Raw genomic sequence first — 25,830 nt, 5'->3', positions numbered from 1 at the left:
TTTTTGGACGACATATCAACCAGTACGCTGCTCAGCATACTTGGTATTCTAATTTTCATTTCCGCTTATTTTTCTGGTTCTGAAACAGGCATGATGTCACTTAATCGTTATCGATTACGACACATGGAAAACAATGGCCATAAAGGTGCTCGTCGAGTCAGTAAATTGCTCGATCGCCCTGATCGTCTTATCGGCTTGATCCTTATCGGTAACAACCTTGTCAATGTATTTGCCTCACTGGTCGCGGGTGTTATATTTTCGCGTTTCTATGGTGATGCCGGTATCTTTTACGCCGGCTTAGTATTAACCCTTATCATTTTGATTTTCGCCGAAGTTACGCCAAAAACATTAGCGGCATTGCATCCTGAGCGCATCGCGTTTCCGAGCTCGATCATATTAAGCGTGTTATTGAAGATCCTGTTACCGTTTGTCATTGCCGTGAATTGGATAACCAATGGCTTGTTAACCTTATTACGCATCAGTCCTGAAGATAGACAAGAACATAGCCTGAGCAGTGAGGAGCTGCGCACGGTGGTAAATGAATCAACCGCATTGCTGCCTGAAAAAGATCAGGATATGTTGGTCAGTATTCTTGATTTAGAAAAAGTCACCGTTGAAGACATCATGATACCGCGCAGTGAAATCCAAGGTATCGATATCAACGATGACTGGAAAGTCATCCAGAAACAATTAACACAAGCCAACCATACCCGCGTTATTTTGTATCGTGACAGCATTGATGATGTTGTTGGTTATGTGCATATGCGTGACGCAGTGAAAATGCTATCTAAAAGCCAGTTCACCAAAGCGACGTTGCTAAGAGCGGTGCGTGAAATGTACTTTATTCCAGAAGGTACACAACTCAATGTGCAGCTTTTGAAATTCCAACACGCCAAAGAACGATTAGGTTTAGTTGTTGATGAGTATGGTGATATTCAGGGGCTGGTAACCTTAGAAGATATTCTCGAAGAGATTGTCGGTGATTTTACCACGACGATGGAACCAACGCCGAGCGAGGAAGTTCACAAGCAACCGGATGGCAGTTATTTGGTTGATGGTAGTGCAAACGTGCGAGACATAAATAAAGAGATGTCTTGGCATATGCCTATCGATGGGCCAAAAACAATGAATGGATTGATTTTGGAGTACCTAGAAGATATTCCTGAGCCGAACATAAGTATGCGTATAGCTGGGTATCCAATGGAAATCATTGATGTCACCGAGAACATGGTGAAAACCGTTCGCATCATGCCTGAGCATTATCGCAAATCAAGAACTGAATAAGAAAAGCCCGCTTAGCGGGCTTTTTTGTATCGAGCAAATGTTATTGCGATGTCATCATAGACATTAAAGAGCGAGTTAATAAAACAAGGCTCGCCATAACCAGCTGCTGTCGAGCTCTTCCTCGCAGGTCTTTAATTGACTGCCATAAATTTTGGCTCGGCTTTCTACTTTGCGTGCAACTTTTGCTAACCAAGCTTTTTTGGTGTAAGTCTTGCGTTTATAACCGCCCCAACCTTCATGGTAATTTAGATATTGGTTATATGGGTCCCATTTCGACACGCCATTGACCTTTTGCGTCTTATATATAAACCAGCCCATAAAATCGATGGCATCATCAAAATCATCACGATCTGCGCCGCTATTGTCGGTCTCACGGGTATAGTCATCCCAAGTCAGGGTTTTCGCCTGAGCAAAGCCATAAGCACTGCTGACACGCCCCCAAGGAATAAAACCAAACAGATAATCTCTAGGCGGTAAAGCGTCCCCCCGGAACGAGCTCTCTTGATACATCATGCTCATTGGCACATGTATAGGCACGCCCCAGCGTTCCTGCATATCCTTAGCGCCTTCATACCAAGAATGATGCTCACGGAAAATATCACAGATATTTTCTGGATTTTCAGGTGGTGGCGCCATGCATCCCGCTAAAGATGTGGTTAAAACCAACGCTGTAATACTTGTTTTTATTTTCATAACAGAGTTTTAATGTGTGTTGTTAGAATCAGTGTGCCAGATTTTTTAAATTTTTTTAATCAGTTTTGAACTTTTTTACGTAATCATGCTCTTAACTTATGAAGTTTTTATTTCTCCTTGGATTATTTATTTTTGAGCACCTCATTTAGGTGCTCTTTTTTTTGCCTGTAATTTATTGCCTGACCAGACAAAGTCAGACGTTTAAAGCTAATTTAATGTTCGATTTGGCAGAGTTGGTTTGGTAGAGCTAATAAGGGATGCGACAGATAATTGTGCTCAAATAAGCAGCGCCACTAAATTTTGGGCAAAAAAAAGCGCGTTACCACTAATACGCGCTTATAGAGTCAAAAGCAGTCCAGGGAAAAATTGCTTTCATTAAATAGGACGCGCCAATAATCAAAAGGTTCAAAAAAATTCTAATATTTTTTTAACAAATCGATTTCTTTAGCGTAAAGCCAAGTTAATCCACTGAATTTTATACAGTAAAAATAATAATGTTTTTTCAACCAATCTTTAAATACTGGGCAAAACCTGCCATGTCAGCCGCTAGACAGTCACCAAACGAAAAACCGAGCAAGCAGCAATTAAATCAAGCAGTAAAGCATCAACTGGAAAAAATTAATGATGCGGCGATGGCCATCATGATCAGACCAACAACAAACTCTAAAACCTTCCAAGCTTTGGCTCGAGCAAATATAGGCGCTAAAAATCGAGCGCCATAGCCAAGACTGAAAAAGAACACAAAAGATGCCGAGACAGCGCCAAAACCGAAGGTGAACTCTTCACCTGGGTATTGGCTGGATATAGAGCCGAGCAACACTAAGGTATCAAGATAAACGTGTGGGTTTAACCAAGTAAAGGCAAGACAAATACTGGCGGTTTTAAACGCTGAGCTAATGTCACTACCTGCAGCTTGTAACGCATGATTTTTGGTGAATGCGGAATAAAAACTTAAGATGCCATAAACAAACACAAAGGCCGCTCCACCGTAACGAGCCCAAACTTCTAATTGAGGATACTTTTCAACGACGATGCCAAAACCGCCGACGCCAAGGGCAATTAAGAAGGCGTCAGACACCGCGCAAATAGCACACACTAAAAATACATGGTGTTTTTTAATGCCTTGTTTAAGAACAAACGCATTTTGCGCACCGATGGCAAGAATCAAAGAAAGGCCTAGCAAGAAACCGCTAACAAAAGTCATCATAAACAGCAATACTCTATTAGATTAACCGCTTATAACTCTTTGGCGGCAGTACATTTATTCAAATATGAATAACACCTAGCATTATCTTAACTGAAAAAAAAAGCGCATCCAAGATGCGCTTAAAAACGTGTGTCATTCATAAGGAATTTAAATGTCTTACCTTCCTTATGAGTCTCAACTAAGATGAAAGTTCCAAAAAACGTGATTATTTTATTTACTAAAGTAATCCGCTAAAAAGTCATCGAAATTGAGGGTATCGGATTGTTCTATTTGCTGTTGTTGTTGCAACGAGGTCTGTGCCATGTCTTTAAAGCACTGCTCACTGAAAACCTGATATGGCTGTGCTTGAGTTTGCTGCATAAAGGCGCTGGCTTTAATTAAAGACCAACCAACAATACCGCGTTCGCCATTGACCAAATCATCTAAGATTTGCGCCGAAGGTGTTTTGCTCGCATCGTTTATTTTCGCTAGCTCTATCGCCAAAGCCGTTTGATAATCATTGTTTTGATGCGCTTGATCAAACAAGTCTGCAATATGCTGCAATTCCGCAAATATTTCGTTGCCCCATTGCTCAATGGTCTTATCTGTTCCCTTATCGTTCAACAACAATCCCGGTCTACGCCCTTCAAGAATCACCTTGTCGGTATTGTCAGTGAATACCTGCATTTCTTGCGCACTGGTTTGCGGGCTATCTTGCAACAAACAATAAGTTAAAAACAAATCCAAAAATTGCATCTGCTGCTTACTGATGCCGGTACTCACAAATGGATTAACATCCATCGCGCGAACTTCAACGTATTCAACTCCACCATCTTTGAGTGCTTGTGACGGTTTCTGCCCCGATTTAGCCACTCGCTTAGGTCTGATTGGCGCGTACAGTTCGTTTTCGATTTGCAAAATATTACTGTTAAGTTGCTGGTAATGACCGTCAACTTTGACACCTATCTTGGCGAATTCGGGGGATGGCAAAGAAATCGCGTTTTCTACCGACTCGACATAGCTTTGCAATGAGTTATTGCATATCTGCAATGCCGACTGTGACGAATTAGTATAGCCCAAATCACTCATCCGCAACGATGTTGCGTATTCAAGATACAAACACCCTTTGGGCGCTTTCTTAAAGGGAATTTGATGCTCTCTGCCCTGCAAAAATGTCGGACATAACGCTGGCGAACTGCCAAACAAGTATGGAATTAACCAGCCGTAACGTTTGTAGTTACGTATCAAGGCAAAGTAACGTTCGGAAATAAACTCTTGCAATGGTTGCTGATCGTTGCTGATCGTTTGCAAGCTAGCAAAAAATTTCTGCGGAAAAGAAAAGTTAAAGTGAATGCCGGCAATCACCTGCATCATTGAACCATAACGATTCTTTAAGCCTTGACGATAGACTGTTTTCATTCGACCAATATTGGATGAACCATATTGTGCCAATTGAATTTGCTCTTCATCCTCAACCACACACGGCATACTCATCGGCCAAAACCAATCACCATCAATATTTTCTAAGGTGTATTTTTGGATATCTTGTAATTGTGCCAGTGTGGTGTCGATTGATTCTGTTGCCGGCGTAATAAACTCCAACAAACTTTCAGAATAATCGGTTGTGATGTAATCATGGGTTAGTGCGGAGCCAAGTGCCGCATTATGGCCTTGGGTAGATAATTTACCATTGGCTTGAATGCGTAAGGTTTCCCGTTCAACTCCACGTTTAATTGAGGTCAGAGACTCTGGGTTTTCCTTGCTCAATGCCAAGGTAAGATCTGCAATAGTTAAAGCCAAAATTGCTCCTGCAAGCGTTGCTAACAAAAACGACCAAGGAAGACTGACAGTCAATCTGTGCCCTGAGCCTTTGTTTTGCAATTATAGTCGGTAAACTCTATATGCGACTAAGTATACAGAAATTCAATTGTTTCAAATACTTTTTTTTGAACAGGCGACAGCAAGGGCGAATACATGGCAAGATTAATGGTGATTCGGGCTATGCCTGTTTAACATTACCATTGTCTAAGCCAGCAACAATCGCATAACAATTGCACAACCCTGCTCTTAACAGCGTATCAGTTTGTAAATTAAGCGATAAAAACTCAACTATACTTTGAACTTATCTTTTAGCCCTTGTAGAGTTAGCACTATTATTTGTTAATCATGTCTTAATCTATGCAGGAATCAGCGTTATCTTTAATCCCACCTTTTGCGGCGATTGCCATTGCGATCTGGCGTAAAAACGCCACGTTAGCGCTTATTTGTGGGTTATTCCTTTGCTATCTATTGGTGGGTATGTACAACCCTTTCACCGCTGCGGTTGATAGTGGTCTTGGCATAGCAACCATCTTTACCTCGACTTACAATGCACAAATTATCGCCTTTAGTTTATTAATAGGTGCATTGGTTGAGTTAATGAACCGCTCTGGAGCGGTACAAGGCTTTATTGATAACTTGGCACAATTATCCTTAGTTAAAACCCGTCGTCAGGCAAGTTTATTGCCTACCGTGGTTGGCACCAGTATTTTTACCGATACCAACCTGAGCATGTTTTCTGCCGGCATGGCGTCGCAAAAGCTATTCGACCAACACAAGCTAAGCCGAGCCAAGCTGGCGTTTTTGCTTGATTCAACCTGTTCACCAATCAGTGTGTTGTTTTTAATCAACGGTTGGGGCGCTTACCTACTCGGGTTGCTTGATGGCTATAATTTATCCGATCCCGTTGGTGTATTAATTGGCACCCTAAGCTATAACTTTTATGCCATTATTGCCGTTCTGATTGCCTATTACACTGCTTATACAGGCAAGCTGTTTGGACCAATGGCACAAGCAGAAGCTAAAGCTTTAGAGCAAGTCAGTGACGATCACATCACCCCAGCCAAAGCCCGTGTGATGTGGTTACCTATGTTGACTCTATTAGGGCTGACATTGACCATCATGTACATTACAGGTAACGGTGATATCCGCCGTGGTTCAGGTGCCTTTTCAGTATTTACCTCGATTTGTACGGCAATAACATTGCTGGTGATCATGATCTTGACCTATCGATTGATGACAGCAAAAGAAATAGCCAAAGGCTGTGTCAAAGGCATCAAAAATATGGTGCCTGCGGTAACGATCTTAGTATTATCATTCGCCTTTGGTGACGCCATTAACGCGTTAGGTACGGGCACTTATGTAAGTAACCTATTAAACCCTGACTTTCCGGTGATATTTATCGCGCCATTGATATTCCTTGCTGCGGGTATTATGGCATTCTCAACGGGCACCTCATGGGGTACCTTCGCCTTACTTATCCCTATTGCCGTGCCGATCGCCCTTGATGCGAATTTACCGGTCTCGTTCTTGGTTGCCGCGGTATTAAGTGGCGGTGTGTTTGGCGACCACGCGTCACCGATATCTGACTCAACAGTCGTCGCCTCGATTGCCTCGGGTTGTGATCACTATGAACACGTCAAAACGCAGTTGCCATACACCATTGTTGCTGCCGTATTAACCATCATTGGCTTCTTAATTGTTGGCGCTACCTTTTAGCGCCAATGGCTGACCATTTTAGTCATATGCATATTGATATCGTATTTGAACACGCAGATTTCCTGCTGATTAATAAACCCGCTGACAGCAATTTTCACGACGAAGGCGCGTTAGGCCAAGGTGTATTCAATCAAGTCAAAAAGCAATGCAACTTAGCTGAGCTTTACCCTGTGCATCGCCTCGATAAAATGACATCCGGTTTGTTGCTGTTTGCTAAAACAAGCGACGCGGCAAGTCAGTTTGGTCAATTATTCAGTAAGCGACGTATAGATAAATATTATCTGGCGATCAGCAAAATCAAGCCAAAGAAAAAACAGGGCTTGATCCAAGGTGATATGGAAAAGAGTCGTCGTGGCAGTTTTAAGCTTTTGCGCACCTGTCACAACCCTGCGAAAACGCGATTCTTCAGTTATAGTCTTGGCGCAGGTCTGCGCTTGTTTGTATTAAAACCGCTTACTGGCAGAACCCACCAGTTACGTGTTGCACTTAACAGCTTAGGCAGCAGTATTGCTGGTGATCCTTTGTATAACAGTCAGGATCAAAGCGATCGGGGCTACTTGCATGCCTGGGGCTTGCGCTTTCATTATCAAGGTGAGGCGTTTGAGTTTATTTGCCCGCCGGATCAAGGCGAGCTGTTTGCCAGCGCCAACTCACGATTGCAAGAAATTGCTAAGCCTTGGTTATTAGACTGGCCGGGTGCCTAGCTAGCGATTACCCGCTAACTTATATCGACAATCCTTAATCACTTAATGAGGAACACATGAAGACATTAATAACCATGGCCACTGGCGCTGTTTTATTTGCCTCACTCAACACAATGGCAGAGGAAAAGTATCAACACTTTGCCTCACTCGATGCGCCAAATACTGAAGTCGCCTTGTGTAATCTGCAACAGTTTAACGCCAAATTAGCGGCATTGACGAGTAAGCAGCAGTTAACGGCAGAAGATATGGTGAAAGTGCATGAATTGACCTACACCCTTGAAAATGCGGTTATTCGCTTACAAAAAGACTTAGATAACATTGCCGTAGAGCTTGAGAAAGTGCACTTAGCGTCGGAAAGCTTAGATCAGAAAACGATTCAAGCGTCTGGTGATAAATATCTTAATGCAACAAACTTAATTATCGCACCGTCGAGCTGCGAATAGACAAAAAAATCCCCGCACAGATGCGGGGATTTCATCAATCTTTCTAACTCGACAAATTACTTATATTTTTGCAATACAAGTGTTGAGTTAGTACCACCAAAACCAAAGCTGTTAGACATTGCTAAGTTGATTTCAGCGTCTTGCGTTGCAGTTACGATGTTTAAGCCTTCAGCTTTCTCATCCAATTCTTCAACGTTTACTGATGGCGCGATGAAGTTGTGCTCCATCATCAGCATAGTATAAATCGCTTCATGAACACCTGCAGCGCCTAAAGCGTGACCAGTCATCGCTTTCGTTGCAGAGATAGCTGGAGAGTCATGACCGAATACTTCTTGAATAGCGCCAAGCTCTTTAACGTCACCAACTGGAGTCGATGTACCGTGTGTGTTTAAGTAATCAATCTTACCGTCAACACCTTCCATCGCTTGTTGCATACAACGAACAGCGCCTTCACCACTTGGGGCAACCATGTCGTAACCGTCAGAGGTCGCACCGTAGCCAACGATTTCAGCATAGATATGTGCGCCACGAGCCAATGCATGCTCAAGTTCTTCAACGACAACCATACCGCCACCGCCAGAGATAACGAAACCGTCACGGTTTGCATCATAGGTACGTGAGGCATTTTCAGGGTTGTCATTATACTTAGTCGATAATGCGCCCATGCCATCAAACATCATAGCCAATGACCAATCTACTTCTTCACCACCACCGGCGAAAACGATATCTTGCTTACCTAATTGGATCAATTCAGCAGCGTGACCAATACAGTGTGCTGATGTCGCACATGCAGAGCTGATAGAGTAGTTATTACCTAGAATCTTGAACGGTGTCGCCAAACATGCAGAACATGTTGAAGACATTGTCTTAGGCACGGCATAAGGACCAACGCGCTTTACGCCTTTGTTGCGCAAGGTGTCAGCTGAATTAACAACATTCAATGACGATGCACCACCAGAACCAGCAATAAGACCTGTACGATAGTTAGATACTTGATCGTCCGTTAATTTTGCGTCTTTAATTGCTTCTTCCATAGCAATATATGAATAGCCTGCTGCATCACCCATAAAGCGGAAAACTTTACGATCGATATGCTCTTTTGGCTCGATGTTTGGTTTACCCCAAACTTGAGAACGCAAACCATACTCAGCGAAGCTCTCTGAACGAGAGATACCTGAACGACCTTCTTTAAGTGAAGCCAGTACTTCTTCGGCGTTGTTACCAATACTAGAAACAATACCTAAACCTGTAATTACGACACGTTTCATTAAAAAATAACCATGTTAATTGATTGAACTGGGGCTATGATACACCGTTTACAGTAACATCTGGTCTGTCCAGTGTACAGGTGTACGCTGTTTTTACAAAACAGCCACTGGCATATCATTTTCCAAGTCTATAAAATAGCAGCTCATTATGAACTATTTATGATAATAGAGTTTATCCTGTGTCAGATAAAGCCACTGAAATTAAAACCGCTAAGGTCAAATTCGATGAATTTGGCGCGCCCTATTCAGATCAGTTTGATGACATCTATTTTGACAACAAACATGGCTGCCTACAAAGTGAACAAGTGTTCATCGAAAACAATGGTTTACCTGATCGTTGGCATCAATTTGACGGCAAAAGCTTTGTTATCGCCGAAACCGGATTTGGCACTGGACTAAACTTTTTAATTACCGCCGCTAAGTTTACCGAATTTAAAGCCAATACCAAATCAGACCTCCAGTTAAATTTCATCACAGTAGAAAAATTCCCGCTGAGTAAAGACGATCTTTGCCAGGCACTCAAACTGTGGCCACAATTTAGCGATATCAGTAATTTATTATTGCGTGATTACCAACTTGAGCAATCCCAACTGAACATTCGCTTTGCCAATGACATCACCCTTACTATCTATTTTGCGGATGCACTGCAAAGCTATCGGACGTTAGCGGATGATAATGGCGCCATGATCGATGCGTTTTTCCTCGATGGCTTTGCGCCGCGCAAAAATAGCGATATGTGGTCAGAAACCTTGTTCGCAGAATTCGCGCGACTTGCCAAACCAGACGCCACGCTTGGCACCTTTACTGTTGCCGGCTTTGTCCGCCGAGGGCTTGAAGATGCAGGGTTTAAGGTCAGTAAGCGCCAACATCGCAACCGTTTAACTAACGATGTAGAGCAAAACCCAGTTAAAGCTGAATCGCTTATGGCCAATTACGTGGGTAAAGATAAGGCAAAGCCGATTAATGGCTTTAAAGTGCGCAGTAAAACCGAAGCCTCGCAACATGCGACAATAATCGGCGGCGGTTTAGCCAGTGCCTGTGTCGCCCATGCGCTGGTCAGCAAAGGCATTCGTGTAACTTTATACTGTAAAGATGAGCACCTTGCTCAAGGGGCATCATCCAATGCTATTGGGGCGATTTATCCGTTATTGCATGTTCAGCGCGACAATATTAGCGATTTTTATCAGCAAGCATTTGATTTCGCCATGCCGTTTTATCAGCAACTATTAGACAAGGGTTACCAATTTAGCCACGGTTTTGATGGTTTGTTAGAGGTCGCATATAAAGAGCCGTTAATAAAACGTCAGCAAAAATTTGCCGAGCAACAAAGCTGGCCTGAAGATCTAATACGCAGCGTTTCGCCAACCCAAGCGAGCGAGCTGAGCAATATAAGCCTCGAATACGGTGGCTTATTTATGGAACGCGCCGGCTGGGTTTGCCCACCGGAATTGGTTAATGCCATCAGTAAGGCAGCTATCGATACAGGGTTGCTGACCATAAAGTACAACCGTCACCTTAAACACGTTAAGCAAGCTGATAGTGGCCGTTGGCATATCACCACAAACAAAGAAAGCAAAACGGTGCAGAATCTTATTTTTTGTATCGGTGCGGATTCGCTAAATATCGACATCCTAAACGATTTGCCATTGACGGCAGTTCGCGGTCAGGTCAGTCAAATGCGCAGTAACGAGGTTATAAAACCGCTAAAAACCGTGCTCTGTCATAAGGGGTATGTCACCCCAGAGCACAATGGTAGCCATTGTATCGGTGCTACATTTGATAAACATAGCGTCGAACAAACACCAAATCGTCACGATGACATCTTTAATTTAACGACGTTAAATAGCTGTCTTGGTGAATTTCATCGCTGGCAACAAGCTGATGTGGTCGCCAGCAAAGCGAGGTTAAGGTGCTGTACACCGGATCATTTGCCTATGGCAGGACGTATGCCAATCATGGAGCGACATATCGACGCCTATGATCATTTACGTTATGACAAAAATTGGTTTTTCGATACGCCTGCGCCACTAAAATCAGGATTGTATGTATTAACAGGATTGGGCGCGCGAGGGTTATGTTCGGCGCCGTTGCTGGCCGACATCATTGCCGCAGAAATTAGCAATAGCGACTATCCGGTAGACAATGACATGCTATTTAATCTCAGTCCAAATCGATTTATCGTTAGAAATCTGATTCGAGGTGACGTTTAAATTAGGCGAATGCTGGTTGTAACGTTTGCCAAAAATGACTGACGATTTGTTGATCATTTGGGTTTAATTCTGAACGGGCAATTTGCAACTGCTCACTGACCTTTTGCGCTAAGCGTTCGCTTAACGGCTGCTCATCATCGCCAAAATCGACTGCGGCGACCTCAATAAAACCGCGTAAATAACTGCTGGCAAATAACAAGTCATCGTTTTCTAATTCAACGATGCTGTCAAAATACTGGCTTAACTGTTCCAGTGTGTTTACATTTTCTAAAAGCATAATTTTTCTATTAGCGCTAAGCGCCCTTTCATTTGTTCGTTTGTTATTCAAGCCCTGGACTGGCTACTGGATATAATACTTGATCATGGAAACCGGTAATAACCGGTATATAACCACTAAGCTCGGCATCCAATTGTTTGTCACCGGTATCCACTATCAATGGCCGTTGCTCAAGCCCCTGAAGTTTGGCTTTGGTCGCCACCACAATAATGTTTTCTTTACCGATTGCGCGGATAACTCTAGGGCTAAGTTGTTGATTGCCTCGACCAAATATATGGCCTTGCCCACCAATCACGGTAATGACCAGTTTCACGCCGTGCTCAGCTTGTTCAATCGATTGCATAATTTGCGACTCAATTACGTCGATGGCGAGTAATTCTTGCTCTTGCACTAAGTCGACCCCTAATAGGGTATTATCAAGCGCCAATTCGTCCATGACAGCAGCAACTGTCGAACCAGAGCCAATGATAAACAGCTGTTCTTCCATCAGCTCAATAACATGTGCGGCGATATCCATAAGCAGCAACTCATCAGATTCTTTGCCGCCAGCTTTTACCGCTTGAATGTATTGCAATTGGCTTGGGATCTGCATTTCACCATAACGACGGGCTTTAACCACACCGCTGCGAAATGCTTGCTCGTCTATATCCATCACATCGGCGTCAGTAAAAGAGACCAATTCATTATTGACCATTTGCTCAACCACTCGGCCAGCGGCACTTGGGGTTAAGGCATAGACACCTGAATGTATTTTACAGCCCGCAGGAATACCCAACACCGGAAAATAACCATCAACCTGATGACTGACATTACGCGCCGTGCCATCACCGCCGGCAAACAACAGCAGGTCGACCCCTTGTTGTTGCAACAATTGCACTAACTGCTCACTGTCTTGAGGTGTGGTTTGCGCGTTATCCGTGTGATAGACGACCTCAACATCAAATCCTAATTGTTTGGCACAAGACTCGCCCATGTCACCACTGGCGGTATATATTTTAATACGATCTTGGTAAGGGACTAACACTTCCAGCGCTAACGCCGCGCGTAAATTTGCCTTGGGCTTCGCCCCTAATGCCAGAGCTTTTTGCGGTGTATCAATACCGTCGCTGCCTTTAAGGCCAACGCTACCACCGATACCGGCAACCGGGTTGACTAAAAATCCAAGTTTAAACTGCGTCATAATGATGAAAATTCTTGTTGTCTTGAAGCTGTAATGGATTTGCAAACGCAAAGTCCTGCTCGGTTAAAGTGGCCCCAGGTCGATAATGGCCTAGTAACGCATCAATAAACATTTGTGCTCGCTTAGGAAAGCCATGCTGTAAAAAGCTCATGACTTGCTGATGCACTCGACTTTGAAAACCATAACGGTCAACATCGATACCCGATAGATTATCCGCCGAAACATTGAACTGAAAACCACTGGCGACACAAAACGCCCATTCGATTGCTTGCGGTTTAATTTCAACATTTTCAAATTCCACTTGCTGCTGCGCATCACGACCATCCGGCGCATACCAGTAACCGTAATCCTCGAGCAAACGACGCTGGGCGCCGGCAATACACCAATGCGCGATTTCATGAAAAGCACTGGCATAAAAACCATGAGCGAATACCACTTGATGGTACTCGGTCTGATCAGACGCCGGTATATATATTGGCTCATCCGTGCCTTTAACTAAGCGCGTATTGTAGGTCTGAGAAAATGTATTCGAAAAAATTCGAATCAAATCTTCATAACAATGTATCGGTTGCACCATCATCTTAACGTTTTGCGGAAATTGTCGATATTTTAACGAATATACGCAGTAAAATTAATCTAATATTCGGTTAATACGTTATTTTTTACTAAATAATTTTATAGCGGACTGATTTTTTGGATATAGTAGATAGATTAACGACAAAATAACAAAAGCAATGACATGAAAAAACTCGATGACATTGATCAGCAAATTTTAACTTTATTGTTTAAAGATGCAGATATCACCAACAAAGACCTTGCAGCACACATTGGTATCGCACCATCAACCTGCCTCGAGCGGGTAAAGCGCATGAAAGCCTCAGGTGTTATAAAAGGCTCTTTTATTGATGTGAATTACAACACCATCGGAGGCAACATTCAGGCCATCGCAGCGATTCAGTTGCAGCCGTACTCCGAGCAAATCGTCAATAATTTACGCGATGAGTTATTGCCATTACCCGAAATCGTTTCGATGTTTCATATGGGCGGCGCGTTTGACTTCTATATCCATATGTCAGTAAAAGACACTGAACATTTGCGTCGCTTTGTGTTTGAAGCGATTACCTCCCGAGATGAGGTCACCAACGTCGAAACCGCTTTGGTATTTGAGCACAGTCGAAGTCCAGTCATTCCTAATTTTAGTGAATAAAAAAACGGGCTAATGCCCGTTTTTATTTATCATTGTCAATTGAACTAACTTATCCGCGACGCCAAGTCGTCTTGCCGGCACTGTCTTCAAGAATAACATTCATTGCTTTTAACTTGTCTCGGGCATCATCCGCTGCCGCCCAATCTTTATTGGCGCGCGCGCTGTTGCGTTGTTCAATCAATTGCTCAATCAAAGCCGCATCATCGTCTTGTGCATCACCCATAAAGAAGCTTTCTGGATCATTTTGAGCGATACCAATAATCGCGCCAAGTTTGATCAGGATATACGCAAGTTGCGCCGCTTTAACCGGTTCCGCTTGTTTAATACGATTCACTTCTTTGGCTAATTCAAAAATAACCGGCAACGCTTCTGGGGTATTAAAGTCATCGTTCATCGCTTTTTCAAAACGATTAACATAGTCATTACCGTTTAACTCAACCGCAACAGGCTCAACACCTCGTAACGACGTGTAAATACGCTCAAGAGACGATCGCGCTTGGCCAAGATTTTCTTGAGAGTAGTTCAGCTGACTGCGGTATTGGCTTGAAATCAAGAAATAACGTACTGTCTCAGCATCGTATTTTTGTAATACATCACGCAAAGTAAAGAAATTGCCTAATGACTTAGACATTTTAACTTTATCTACCTGTACCATACCGCCGTGCATCCAATAATTTACATACGGGGTATTAAAAGCACAGCAAGATTGTGCGATTTCATTTTCATGATGTGGAAACTGTAAATCACTGCCACCACCATGAATATCAAAATGCGGACCTAAGTGTTTAGAGTTCATTGCCGAACATTCAATATGCCAGCCTGGACGGCCTTCACCCCATGGCGATGACCAGCTTGGTTCACCTGGCTTGGCCATTTTCCACAACACAAAATCAAGTGGGTTACGTTTGGCATCGTCAACATCCACTCGGGCGCCGGCTTGCAACATATCGAGATTTTGCATGCTTAATTGACCGTAATCTTTATACGATGACACATCAAACATCACATCACCGTTGGTGGCGACGTACGCATGTTCATTAGTAATTAAACGCTCGACGATTGCGATGATCTCTGGCATATGAGTGGTAACAGTCGGTGCGATATCCGGTCGCTCGACATTTAGCGCATCCAAATCGGCGTACATTTCGGCGGTCATGCGATCAACTAACGACTCACAGGTCTCATTATTTTCTGCGGCACGTTTAATGATCTTGTCATCAACATCGGTAATGTTGCGCACATGCGTCACGTCATAACCTACATGGCGCAGGTAACGAGTTATCACATCAAATGCAACATAGGTACGCGCATGACCGATATGGCACAAATCATAAATGGTAATACCACAAACATACATACCCACCTTACCAGGATTGATAGGTTTAAATTCTTCCTTTTGACGGGTTAATGTATTGTATATCTGAAGCATCGTATCTCTCGTTTGATAAAGTTAATTAAGGTGCGTGTTACACTATAAATTCGCTGGCAATTCTACCGTAACTGGATTGATTTCACTAGTTTAAGGCGCGACTTTCACATTGTATCTGTTCTAGAGGCTAGATATTGTGACAGATTCTTTATATTTCAAGGCTCTGCCCTTTACAGAGGCGCTTAAAAGGTTACAATTTAGCGGTAATGTTAAGACAAGAATCTGTGTAGGAAGAAAAATGATCACATTTAAGACCAACTTGGGTGATATTAAAATTGAATTGGATTTTGATAATGCCCCAAAAACGGCAGCAAATTTTAAGCAGTACTGCGAAGAAGGATTTTACAACGGTACGATTTTTCATCGTGTAATCAAAGGTTTCATGGCTCAAGGCGGTGGTTTTGAATCAGGCATGGGTGAAAAGACAACGCGTGCAGCTATCGATAACGAAGCCAACAATGGCCTAAGTAACGTTCGTGGCAGCCTAGCCATGGCACGTACGCAAGACCCTCACTCAGCATCAGCGCAATTTTTTATTAACTTGGTAGACAATAACTTCCTTGATTTCAAAAATGAAAGCATTCAAGGCTGGGGTTACTGTGTATTTGGTAAAGTTGTCGAAGGCATGGATGTGGTTGATAAAATGACACTTGCTGAAACCGGTCGTTACGGTTTCCACGATGACGTACCAAAAGAAGATATCGTTGTTGAGTCAGTTGAGGTAGCGTAATTGCTCACCTATTTTATTGCTGATTTGCATTTAACTCAGGAGCGTTCGGACATCACCGAATGCTTCCTGAGCTTTATCGAAGAGCAAGCTCCCATTGCCGACCGCCTGTATATACTCGGAGATTTTTTTGAGTATTGGATTGGTGATGACGATGACAATCCCTACGTGTTAAATATTGCCGCAAAGCTGAAACAACTCAGTGAAAAAGGCACCGAAATATTTTTCATTGTTGGTAATCGTGACTTTCTTATTGGCGAGCGCTTTGCAGCTAATTGCGGCATGACGCTCTTGCCTGACAGCAAAGTCATCGACTTATACGGTCAGCGTGCGCTTATCATGCATGGTGACACCTTATGCACCAATGATATTGAGTATCAAAAGTTTCGTAAGAAATCTCGCTCTTGGTGGTGGCAATTTATTATTAAATCCCTGCCATTAAAGACTCGTCGAAAAATGGCGCAAAACTACCGTCAAAAGGCCGACAGTAGCGAAAAGATGCAAGCCAAAGAGATCATGGACGTCAGTCAAAGCGAAGTGGAAGCACAAATGCGCGAGCATGACATCGACTTATTGATTCATGGTCATACTCATAGACCAAATGTACATCAATTTGAACTAGACGGTAAACCAGCAACGCGCATTGTCTTGGGTGACTGGTACGAGCAAGGTGCGTGGTTAAAGTATACCGAACAAGGGTTTGAGTTGCTCAACAGACCGCTATAAACACTCGCTAATTATTAACAGAGCTGTTTAGTAGACATAAAAAAAGGAAGGTTACCCTTCCTTTTTTATTGGCTAATGCACAGCCTTAGCTTTGCTCTTTAACCCATGTTTTAACGCGACGTTCAAGTATGTCTAACGGCATAGCACCACCACCAAGAATGGTATCGTGGAAACCGCGGATATCGAACTTATCACCTAATTGTTTTTCAGCGTAAGCTCTTAGCTCTTGAATCTTCAGCATACCAATCTTATATGCGGTCGCTTGGCCAGGCCATACGATATAACGACGCACTTCAGAGACAACCGCCTCTTCAGCAACTGGCGCATGCTTTTTGAAATACTCAACCGCTTGTGACTCGGTCCAATCTTTAGAGTGTAGGCCGGTATCAACCACCAAACGCACAGCACGCCAAATTTCGGTGATTAGACGACCAAAATCTGAATATGGGTCTTTGTAGGCACCCATTTCTTTGGCCAGTAGCTCAGCGTATAAACCCCAACCTTCAGAATAGGCGGTAAAGCCCGCTTGAGTACGAAACTGTGGTACTGAGGTCAGCTCTTGAGCGATAGAGATTTGCATATGGTGCCCTGGGTTACCTTCGTGATAGGCGATGGCTTCCATTTCATTTTTCGGCATTGCTCGCATGTCTGACAAATGCGCGTAGTACACACCTGGGCGTGAACCGTCAGGCGTGCCTGAGCTGTAGTGCTGTGCCGCACCGTCTTGCTCTCTAAATGGTTCTACACGTTTAACCACCAAATCAGCTTTTGGCAAAATGCCGAAGTATTTAGGTAGTTGCTCATTAATGAAGGCTAGATACGTCTCGGTATCGGTGATGTAACCTTGACGACCTTCATCGGTATTCGGGTAGTAGAAACGGTCATCTTCTTTAATGAACTTGAAGAAGTCCTGCAATGAACCTTCAAAACCCACTTGTTTTTTAATCGCTTCCATTTCACCGGTCAAACGTGCCACTTCATCTAAACCGATTTTATGAATTTCATCGGCGGTTAAGTTGGTGGTTGTGCTTGCCGCTAAGCGGAAGTTATAAAAGTCAGCGCCGTTTGGCTGTTTGCCAACACCGGTTGGGTTTTCGGCGGTATTGCTGATGTCTTTTTCAAACCAAGCAATCAAGGCTTGATAGGCTGGACCCCAGTCTTCTTTCAATGCTTTCTCAGTACCGGCAATAAGTTCATCAGCGGTTTTCTGATCGATTGTTTCGGCTGTTAATAATGCATCAACTTTGCGTTTAGCATCACCATAAAGCGCTGATGGATCGCCTTCGGTAAATGGGGCACCGGTAACCAGGTTACGCGCTTGCTCAATGACACCTTCGTAGGCAAACCTTGGTGGTCTAACGCCTTTTTCAGCATGCAATTTGGCACGCTCTAATAAAGTAGAAATAGCATTTGCCATACCACTCACGCGCTTATTATATGCCTGCATATCAGCTACATCATCAACACGATGGAAGCTAATTAAAAATTGTGCCGCCAATGCTTGCATACCCTGCATCTGCGTGAATACATAGTTATTATGACGGAAAGGCATGCCTTGTTTGGCTTGCTCATATTGGTAAATCCAAATGTCATAAGATATTTTCGCTTCATCGGTCAACTTGTCGTAATCAAAGCTGGCTGTTAGCTCTTTAACCGACTGCTCACGCCATGCAAAATCGATGTCTTCAGCTTGCTCTGATACATCGTCAATTTGGTCGTATTTATCTTTACGCCCCAACATGGTCATCCATAAAGGACTGCGTTGTAATTGCTCTTCATACTTGGCCGCAAACCATTGGTTTAAACGTTCTGTTTCTGAAATTTCGGCTTCAGTTTCAACGTATGGGGTTTCTACGGCAGGTGCGCTGGCTTCAGCGGTAGTGAGGGTTTCAGCTTCTTGCTCTGAACAAGCAAATAAAGCAACGCTAAGCATTAGCGCAATCGGTGTCTTTTTCATTTGGATCCCTGTGCTTATTATTATTAACCGATCAAATAATAAGCACAGTGAAAGAAAAACGCAAAATTTGTCAATGACTTATTTTGTTTCAAAATGATGCAGGTGTGCCGCTGTGAAATTTAAAGTCGGTATCAGGGCTGCTGATAAGCTCCGCTTCAACCTGACCAAACATAGCAACCCGTTCGCTAATATCAACGTCAGAGATTTGCTGTGCCAGTTCAAGATAATCTTGATAGTGGCGTGCTTCAGAGCGTAATAAGCTGACGTAAAACTTGTTCAGTTCATCATCTAGAAACGGCGCCAGTTTGGCAAAACGCTCGCATGAACGTGCTTCTATATAAGCACCGCAGATCAACTTATCAATTAAGGTATCCGGCTCATGGGTTTTCACATGGCGCATCATACCTTTCGCGTAGCGACCCGCGCTGATGTTTTGGTATGGAATATCGCGATTATGCATAATTTCCAACACTTGATAAAAGTGATGCAATTCTTCCTTTATAAGCAAGACCATCTTATCAACCAAATCTTGGCCATATTGCGACTGTGCTTTCGGCACTATAGCTTTGGATAACTTATTGGCCTTGGCTAAATCGGTGATACTGCCATTCTTTTTATAAATAAATTCTTCAAATGGTTTTAACCAAGCCAATAATGCATCGCCACTGTCTTTATCTACCGCGTATTTACGAATCAGCCACATCGCAGTTTGCGCCGCTTTAAGCTCGCATACCATGTGGTCTGTCAGCAATACTTGCAGGTTTTCTGGCTTTTTCGCTTGCTCAATCCATGACTCAGGCGTTTCACATTGTAAAAATTCTTTTATAGGGGCTAATAATTGTTCGTACATCAGCATAATTACCGCAAAAATTTATGGCGCAAGTGTAGCATAGAGGACGATGAAAATGTGTATTACATCGATTTTCATTGGCTAATAACTAATTTTCATAAATTATGAAAAAACGGTTATAAAATGTCGAATTATGTTGACAAACAGCACGGTTCTAGTACGTTTGTACAGTGAAAATTATTTGCTAAATTCAATTGTAACATTTATGTTAACCGCTTAATCGTTAAGCGTATGCAATTCTCATTGCAAGCAGTTGAAAAGCACGGGAAATATATGGAAGCAGTTAAAGTAACACGACGCGCCAAAGGTGAAAAAACTCGCGAAAAGATTCTAAAAGCGGCTATAGAAGTTATTGCCTCGGTTGGAATTAAAGGGACTACGCACCGAGCTGTCGCTAAAAAAGCCGACGCTCAACTATCGTTAACGACCTATTACTTTAAAGACATCAAAGAGTTAATTCGCGAAGCTATCATATTGAGTTCGACTATTTTTATTGAAAGCTCGTCAGGTATTTGGCACAAGGTTTTCGCTTACCTAGATGAATTTGATGCTACGTCGATGCGCAAAGTCACCACTCGCGAAGAGATTTGCCACAAGGTTACTGATGCCGCGACACAGCATATGTATGAAAATATTATTCATCGCCCTGTCGGCCTCGCTGTTGAACAAATATTTTTCACCGAAATGATGTACCAGCCAGAATTGCAAGATTTGGCAATAGCACACGTTGAAAAGTTACGTCAGCCGTTTATTAAACTTGCTTCATATTTTAATAAAGTTGACCCGGAAATTGACGCAGAATTGGCCTTGATGACCATCACCCGTATTCAGTATCAATGTTTGTCACAAGACAAAAATGACGTTGATATCGAACAAATTCGCAAGCTTGTATACCGTCAACTTGCGTGGGTATTAAAACTCAAGCGCTAAGTAACCATAATTGGGAATGAAGTTTGAACTACCAAGCGATACTTGATGGCCAAAAAGCCTACTTTAATAGCAATGTCACTCGTGACTATCAATGGCGTAAGCAACAGCTTTTACAAATTAAAAAGTTGGTTGTTGAAAACGAACAGCAGATCCTAGCGGCAATTAATGCAGATCTTAACAAGCCTGCGCAAGAAGCTTGGACCACAGAGCTGTCTTATATAACCGGCGATGTTGATCATGTCATTGGCAAATTAAAAAAATGGATGAAGCCGCGAAAAGTACGTACGCCATTGGTCGTTCAACCTGGTAAATCCTTTGTCCAGCCAGAACCTGTTGGCTCTGTGCTTATCATGGGGGCTTGGAATTATCCGTTTCAATTAGTCTTTGCACCGCTCGTTGCGGTGATTGCCGCTGGTAATTGTGCGGTATTAAAACCATCAGAGCTCGCTCCCTCAGTATCAAACATTATTGCCCAGTTGGTACCTCAGTACCTTGATAAGCAAGCATTTACGGTTGTCGAAGGTGCGATTCCTGAAACCACCGCATTGCTCGAGTTACCTTGGGATCATATTATGTATACCGGTAATGGCATGGTGGCGCGCATCGTAATGAGTGCCGCAGCAAAACATTTAACACCGGTAACCTTAGAGCTCGGCGGTAAAAGCCCAGTTTATATCGACAACTCTGCTAACCTAGCGATCAGTTGTCAGCGTATTGCCTGGGGTAAATGGATGAACGCAGGGCAAACGTGTATTGCACCTGATTACATCATCACCACAAAGGACATGGTTGAACCAATAGTCGCCGAGCTGAAGCAGCAGATCACCGCGATGTTCGGTCAAGACCCGCAGCAAAGTGACAGTTATGGGCGTATTGTAAATGAACGTCATACCAGTCGCATTGCCGCCTATCTAGAACAACAAAATGTTGTTGCTGGTGGCAAGGTTGATATTGAAAATAAATACATAGAGCCAACGATCGTTGTCGATGCAGCATTAGATTCGGCAATAATGAAAGAAGAGATTTTTGGTCCCGTAATGCCGATAATTATCGTCGACAATTACCTGCAAGCAAAAGACCATATCATCGCTGAAGATAAACCTTTAGCGGCGTATTTGTTTACTAAGAACACGGTTCAACAGCAAGATTGGATACACACCATCAGCTCTGGTAGTCAATGTATTAACGATGTGATCATGTTTAATGCGGTACCGGAATTGCCTTTTGGTGGCACCGGGCCAAGTGGCATGGGCCAATACAGTGGCAAAACAGGTTTCGATAATTTCAGTCACTTAAAGTCGGTTTTAAAACGTCCATTCTTAAAAGACTTACCGGTACGTTTTGCCCCCTATACGGATTTAAAATTCAGTTTGCTGCGCAAAATACGATAGCTTGCTGAAAACATAAAAGGGCCTAATGAGGCCCTTTTAATATTTTGGAGTGTACCCTTAATGGATAAAGACAACAAAAAATTGTTGGCCAATCACGACAAGTTGGTGCATAGCGAAAACCGTAAAGTAGTTTCTCATGTGCAGCGCCAAGATGGTGAGTGGTTTCTAAATACTATTATGCTCGAAGGCATTGATACACCATTTAAGTACAAACGTAAAAAAGCATATCAGACTCTGCAAGGTAGCCGAGTTAACCTTACCTATTACCCTGACAGTGAAGACATTGCAGGGCTGCAATTTGAATACATGAAAGTGGTGCGTATACGTCGCAGTTAGACGCCAAGATATCCCTTTTATTCCCCTTGTAGTAGACATGCAACTGGCGTTGCTGAATTGCCACATTTAGTACTCTCTGGACAGATAGATGTCCACAAACCTCAATATTAACAACCCATTTACATCGAATAGATCAATATTAGTGATTATTTTTCACTCAAGTCTTGACGAATAGTTCAACATATTACATAACTAGATCAAGCAACTTAAAAAATAATAACAAAAACAGATCGTAAGTTGTCTAAAAAACGTTCAAATAATAACATCTATAATGTTTTTTTGAACATGGGGATAGCGAAAGAGGAAGTGAAAGATGATACTAAATCATATCTGGGGATTGTACGCTCACCCGAAAGACGAGTGGACTGAAATAGATAATCGTCACGAAAACATGATGTATGGCCTAAGCCATATATTGCTTGTGGCGCTCATTCCTGCCATTTGCGGTTATTACGCAGCAGCCCACATCGGCTGGAGCATTGGTGCAGGCGATCCAATTAAAATTACCGAACAAAGTGCCTTACTGTTGGCGATGAGTATGTATGTTGCCATCATTGGAGGCGTATTTTTACTGGCTTATCTGATCCAATGGATGGCTATCACATTTGACTCAAAACCCACCTTTACACAATGTATCGAACTGGCAGCCTATGCAGCGACACCGGTACTGATGGTTGGTGTTGCAGCATTATATCCAGTGCTATGGTTTGTCGCCTTGGCAGGTTGTGCGGCCATCGCTTACTCAGTCTACCTATTGTATTCAGGTATTCCGATTATGATGCATATTCCTGAAGAGAAAGGCTTTATTTACTCGAGCTCAGTGGTAACTGTTGGTTTGGTTTTATTGGTCTGTGTATTAGCAGGTACTGCTATTCTTTGGACTAACTTCGGTTTTATCCCTGAATTCAGATAAGCAATTCAAATATAAACATCAGATAAAATAAACTGAATGAAACAAAAAAGGCCGCTGATGCGGCCTTTTTATTTGTCTTTATAATCTGACTCGATTAGTAAAGTTGTGCCGGAGCACTTGTTAAATTACGAGTTATTTCAGATTTTTCTTTTAAGTTAGCAACATAACTTTCTAATGCTGACTGCGCTAATTGCGACATTTGCATTTGCTTCATGCGCTCATCCAATTCTTCAACAGAACCTTCATTTACCGCTTGAACTTGAATAACAGCATAGTCACCATTTTGCAGCACAGTACTGGCTACAGAAGCAGACTTTGAGCTTGGGTGTGCCATAGTAAATGCTTGCGAAGCGATATTTCTGTCAACATCGGCACCATTACGAGCCAACGCTTTCACTTCAACAAACTCAGCGTTGTTAGCCGCCAACAAGCTTGCGGTATCAGAGCCAGTATTAACTGCTGCAACCAACTCATCAGCTGCAGCCTTAGCCGCTTCAGATGCTTTCTTAGCAATAAGTTGCTCAGAGATTTGCGCAGATACTTCAGCAAGTGGCTTAGTCGTAGCAGGCTTATGCTCAGCTAGACGTACAACCATAACCATTTCATCGCTAGCCACTTCAATCACATCTGAATTTAGGCTATCTAGCATAACTTCATCAGAGAATGCCGCTTCAACTAGACTGCTGTTATTAAATGGAGCTGGGTTATTAGCACGAGAAATCCAATCACTGGTTTGCACTTGTGCATTTGCAACGGTAGCGACTTCGTCAAGAGAATCCGGAGATTCAAATGCGATGGTTGCCATCTCACCTTGCATTGCATAGAACTTTTCAAGAGCTTCATCAGTCACTAACTGTTCACGAATTTCGTCAGCAACTTCAGCGAATTCTTTGGTTTTCACTTCTTCGATGTCGGTAAGTTTGATGATATGGAAACCAAAATCAGACTTAACCACACCAGATACTGCGTTATCCATTGTTAACGCAAACGCTGCATCTTCAAAAGCTGGGTCCATGACACCACGGTCAAACCAATCAAGGTCACCACCATTCTCACCTGAGAACGTATCAGCAGAATGTGCTTTGGCTAGCTCAGCGAAATCTTCACCGGCTTGAATTTTTGCTAACAAATCTTGTGCTTGCTGCTCAGCCGCTGCTTCATCATCGGCAAACTCAATTAAAATATGAGAAGCACGACGACGCTCTTCCGTTGAATATGAGGCTTTATTGTCTTCATAGTACATTTCAACGTCTGCATCACTAATATCGCTCTCAGCGCGTAATTTAGCGATATCTAGCACCACATATTGCAACTTAACTTGCTCAGCAACAGCAAAATTGCTCTTATTCGCTTCGTAGTACTCACTAATTTCACTGTCTTCAACAGTAACTGTCGCTTTAAATGGTTCTGAAGCGATAGTCGCATAACGTACATCACGGCTTTGATTGCCAAGCTTGGCAGCCAATTGCTGTTGATATGGTAAGCTAAATTCGGTCGCCATTACGCCAGATTGCAATTGACGACGCGCCATATCGGTACGCAAGTAATCACGAAATGCAGACGGTTGGTAAAAACCAGCCTGATTAATAAGCATGATGTAGCGATCATTATTGAACTGACCATCTACCTGGAACTCAGGCATGGTACGAATAGCTTGCTTGATCTGCTCGTCGCCTACCTTAATTTTTAGCTCGGCTACTTGCTGATCCATCAATTCTTCATTGATCAATTGCTCAAGTACATTAGTGCGAAGCGATTGCATGTATACGTCATTGTTTGCTAATTGGGCAAACATTTCACCGTATTGCTGCTCCATACGAGCGCGTTGGTTACGATAGGCAGTTTCAAACTGTTGTTGAGTGATTTTTTCACCATTAACAATTGCTACCGACGTATCAACCGAGTTGTTGTATGTGCCTACACCAGCAAATACAAAAGTCAGGATTACTAATCCTAGGATCGCTTTTGCAGTATAGCCTGTAGAGCCTTCTCTTATTCTTTCTAACATGTGTCTCTCGTTAAAACATCAGGACATAAATTTTCGATGCCCGATTGTAACAGACCCACGCCCTACCTTGAAGTTAATTTAAGCAAAAATAAATGAAAAATAACGGAGTGTGGAATGGCGTGGCTAAAACGAAAAAAGCTGGCAAGAGCCAGCTTTTTTAAACAAGAATCTAATTCTTAGTTTACAGCGTCTTTAAGAGCTTTACCTGCTTTAAACGCTGGAACTTTAGCTGCTGCAATTTCAATAGTCGCACCAGTTTGTGGGTTGCGGCCTGAACGTGCTGCACGGTCACGTACTGAAAAAGTACCGAAACCAACAAGAGCAACTTGCTCACCAGCTTTTAGTTCATCAGAAACTGCGTCGATAAAAGAATCTAGTGCACGACCAGCTGCTGCTTTAGAAATATCTGCGCCTTCAGCGATTTTTTCGATTAGTTGAGACTTATTCACTATGTCTTCCCCTTTAATTGTTATTATTTGGAGCTTGTCAAAATTTGCTCGATTAGTTTTATAACAAGCATTTTTAACAACTGCAAGCCCCGAACCAGCAAAATTGAAAAAAATGTTAATAAATT

At 42.8% G+C, this 25,830-nt stretch carries 24 protein-coding genes; 12 read left to right on the top strand and 12 right to left on the bottom strand.

Annotation, left to right across the window (positions count from 1 at the left end):
* The first annotated feature begins 3 nt into the window (after window positions 1-3).
* Window positions 4-1,284 (top strand): HlyC/CorC family transporter, encoded by a 1,281-nt coding sequence (locus E2K93_RS12895; RefSeq protein ID WP_135439490.1) that lies wholly within the window; start codon window positions 4-6, stop codon window positions 1,282-1,284.
* A gap of 75 nt (window positions 1,285-1,359) precedes the next feature.
* Here the strand turns inward: E2K93_RS12895 and E2K93_RS12890 are convergent, their stop codons facing one another.
* From E2K93_RS12890 to gshA, 3 genes are all read right to left on the bottom strand, one after another.
* Window positions 1,360-1,977 carry a hypothetical protein gene (locus E2K93_RS12890; RefSeq protein WP_135439489.1) on the bottom strand — a complete coding sequence of 206 codons (618 nt, stop codon included), beginning with the start codon at window positions 1,975-1,977 and terminating at the stop codon, window positions 1,360-1,362.
* Window positions 1,978-2,581: 604 nt separating this feature from the next.
* Entirely contained in the window at window positions 2,582-3,184 is a 603-nt protein-coding gene (locus E2K93_RS12885; RefSeq protein WP_135439488.1) for a LysE/ArgO family amino acid transporter, read from the bottom strand.
* Between the two features lie 210 nt (window positions 3,185-3,394).
* A complete protein-coding gene (gene gshA, locus E2K93_RS12880; RefSeq protein WP_135439487.1) occupies window positions 3,395-4,963 on the bottom strand; it encodes a glutamate--cysteine ligase in 1,569 nt (522 codons plus the stop codon).
* Between the two features lie 378 nt (window positions 4,964-5,341).
* Between gshA and E2K93_RS12875 the strand changes: the two genes are divergently transcribed.
* From E2K93_RS12875 to E2K93_RS12865, 3 genes are read left to right on the top strand one after another with little or no spacing between them, the layout of a single operon-like run.
* A complete protein-coding gene (locus tag E2K93_RS12875) occupies window positions 5,342-6,700 on the top strand; it encodes a Na+/H+ antiporter NhaC family protein (protein WP_135439486.1) in 1,359 nt (452 codons plus the stop codon).
* Between the two features lie 5 nt (window positions 6,701-6,705).
* Window positions 6,706-7,404, top strand: coding sequence for a TIGR01621 family pseudouridine synthase (locus tag E2K93_RS12870; RefSeq protein WP_228445300.1), 699 nt, complete (start codon window positions 6,706-6,708; stop codon window positions 7,402-7,404).
* Window positions 7,405-7,460: 56 nt separating this feature from the next.
* Window positions 7,461-7,847 carry a DUF6746 family protein gene (locus E2K93_RS12865; protein ID WP_135439485.1) on the top strand — a complete coding sequence of 129 codons (387 nt, stop codon included), beginning with the start codon at window positions 7,461-7,463 and terminating at the stop codon, window positions 7,845-7,847.
* Between the two features lie 56 nt (window positions 7,848-7,903).
* Here E2K93_RS12865 and fabB read toward each other — a convergent pair whose 3' ends face one another.
* Window positions 7,904-9,115, bottom strand: a complete 1,212-nt coding sequence (fabB, locus tag E2K93_RS12860) for a beta-ketoacyl-ACP synthase I (RefSeq protein ID WP_135439484.1) — start codon at window positions 9,113-9,115, stop codon at window positions 7,904-7,906.
* A 179-nt stretch (window positions 9,116-9,294) separates the two neighbouring features.
* Between fabB and mnmC the strand changes: the two genes are divergently transcribed.
* Window positions 9,295-11,325: a bifunctional tRNA (5-methylaminomethyl-2-thiouridine)(34)-methyltransferase MnmD/FAD-dependent 5-carboxymethylaminomethyl-2-thiouridine(34) oxidoreductase MnmC gene (gene mnmC / locus E2K93_RS12855; protein ID WP_189637774.1), complete on the top strand. Its 2,031-nt coding sequence runs from the start codon at window positions 9,295-9,297 to the stop codon at window positions 11,323-11,325.
* A 1-nt stretch (window position 11,326) separates the two neighbouring features.
* Here mnmC and E2K93_RS12850 read toward each other — a convergent pair whose 3' ends face one another.
* From E2K93_RS12850 to E2K93_RS12840, 3 genes are read right to left on the bottom strand one after another with little or no spacing between them, the layout of a single operon-like run.
* Window positions 11,327-11,602, bottom strand: coding sequence for a YfcL family protein (locus E2K93_RS12850; protein ID WP_135439482.1), 276 nt, complete (start codon window positions 11,600-11,602; stop codon window positions 11,327-11,329).
* Between the two features lie 43 nt (window positions 11,603-11,645).
* Complete coding sequence (locus tag E2K93_RS12845; RefSeq protein ID WP_135439481.1) at window positions 11,646-12,782, bottom strand: ATP-NAD kinase family protein; 1,137 nt, start codon at window positions 12,780-12,782, stop codon at window positions 11,646-11,648.
* Window positions 12,769-13,347: an elongation factor P hydroxylase gene (locus tag E2K93_RS12840; RefSeq protein ID WP_135440499.1), complete on the bottom strand. Its 579-nt coding sequence runs from the start codon at window positions 13,345-13,347 to the stop codon at window positions 12,769-12,771. Before E2K93_RS12840 ends, E2K93_RS12845 begins: the two co-directional genes overlap by 14 nt.
* Window positions 13,348-13,521: 174 nt before the next feature.
* Between E2K93_RS12840 and E2K93_RS12835 the strand changes: the two genes are divergently transcribed.
* Window positions 13,522-13,989, top strand: coding sequence for an Lrp/AsnC family transcriptional regulator (locus tag E2K93_RS12835; protein WP_135439480.1), 468 nt, complete (start codon window positions 13,522-13,524; stop codon window positions 13,987-13,989).
* A 49-nt stretch (window positions 13,990-14,038) separates the two neighbouring features.
* Here the strand turns inward: E2K93_RS12835 and cysS are convergent, their stop codons facing one another.
* Window positions 14,039-15,418 carry a cysteine--tRNA ligase gene (gene cysS, locus E2K93_RS12830; protein WP_135439479.1) on the bottom strand — a complete coding sequence of 460 codons (1,380 nt, stop codon included), beginning with the start codon at window positions 15,416-15,418 and terminating at the stop codon, window positions 14,039-14,041.
* Window positions 15,419-15,656: 238 nt separating this feature from the next.
* Here cysS and E2K93_RS17715 point away from each other — a divergent pair, with 238 nt between their 5' ends.
* Window positions 15,657-16,148, top strand: a complete 492-nt coding sequence (locus tag E2K93_RS17715) for a peptidylprolyl isomerase (RefSeq protein ID WP_189637773.1) — start codon at window positions 15,657-15,659, stop codon at window positions 16,146-16,148.
* Window positions 16,149-16,871: a UDP-2,3-diacylglucosamine diphosphatase gene (locus E2K93_RS17710; RefSeq protein WP_189637772.1), complete on the top strand. Its 723-nt coding sequence runs from the start codon at window positions 16,149-16,151 to the stop codon at window positions 16,869-16,871.
* Window positions 16,872-16,956: 85 nt separating this feature from the next.
* Here the strand turns inward: E2K93_RS17710 and E2K93_RS12820 are convergent, their stop codons facing one another.
* Window positions 16,957-18,828: a DUF885 domain-containing protein gene (locus tag E2K93_RS12820; RefSeq protein ID WP_135439478.1), complete on the bottom strand. Its 1,872-nt coding sequence runs from the start codon at window positions 18,826-18,828 to the stop codon at window positions 16,957-16,959.
* An 88-nt stretch (window positions 18,829-18,916) separates the two neighbouring features.
* A complete protein-coding gene (miaE, locus tag E2K93_RS12815) occupies window positions 18,917-19,684 on the bottom strand; it encodes a tRNA isopentenyl-2-thiomethyl-A-37 hydroxylase MiaE (protein ID WP_135439477.1) in 768 nt (255 codons plus the stop codon).
* Window positions 19,685-19,951: 267 nt separating this feature from the next.
* Between miaE and E2K93_RS12810 the strand changes: the two genes are divergently transcribed.
* The 4 genes from E2K93_RS12810 (at window position 19,952) to E2K93_RS12795 (ending at window position 23,248) form a co-directional block, all read left to right on the top strand.
* A complete protein-coding gene (locus tag E2K93_RS12810) occupies window positions 19,952-20,608 on the top strand; it encodes a TetR/AcrR family transcriptional regulator (protein WP_189637771.1) in 657 nt (218 codons plus the stop codon).
* 23 nt (window positions 20,609-20,631) lie between these two features.
* On the top strand, window positions 20,632-21,999 hold the full coding sequence (locus E2K93_RS12805; RefSeq protein ID WP_135439475.1) for an aldehyde dehydrogenase family protein: 1,368 nt from the start codon (window positions 20,632-20,634) through the stop codon (window positions 21,997-21,999).
* A 60-nt stretch (window positions 22,000-22,059) separates the two neighbouring features.
* Complete coding sequence (locus E2K93_RS12800; protein ID WP_135439474.1) at window positions 22,060-22,335, top strand: hypothetical protein; 276 nt, start codon at window positions 22,060-22,062, stop codon at window positions 22,333-22,335.
* Window positions 22,336-22,648: 313 nt separating this feature from the next.
* The gene (locus tag E2K93_RS12795; RefSeq protein ID WP_135439473.1) at window positions 22,649-23,248 is read left to right on the top strand and encodes a Yip1 family protein; all 600 of its coding nucleotides are present in this window, start codon (window positions 22,649-22,651) and stop codon (window positions 23,246-23,248) included.
* Between the two features lie 94 nt (window positions 23,249-23,342).
* On the opposite strand, the gene E2K93_RS12790 is transcribed toward E2K93_RS12795, so the two are convergent.
* Window positions 23,343-25,256: a SurA N-terminal domain-containing protein gene (locus tag E2K93_RS12790; protein WP_135439472.1), complete on the bottom strand. Its 1,914-nt coding sequence runs from the start codon at window positions 25,254-25,256 to the stop codon at window positions 23,343-23,345.
* Between the two features lie 176 nt (window positions 25,257-25,432).
* Window positions 25,433-25,723, bottom strand: coding sequence for an HU family DNA-binding protein (locus tag E2K93_RS12785; RefSeq protein WP_189637915.1), 291 nt, complete (start codon window positions 25,721-25,723; stop codon window positions 25,433-25,435).
* Window positions 25,724-25,830 lie beyond the last annotated feature (107 nt).

This window comes from Thalassotalea sp. HSM 43, from assembly GCF_004752005.1.
Classification (GTDB): Bacteria; Pseudomonadota; Gammaproteobacteria; order Enterobacterales; family Alteromonadaceae; genus Thalassotalea_A.
This window is presented reverse-complemented; position numbering and strand designations above follow the sequence as displayed.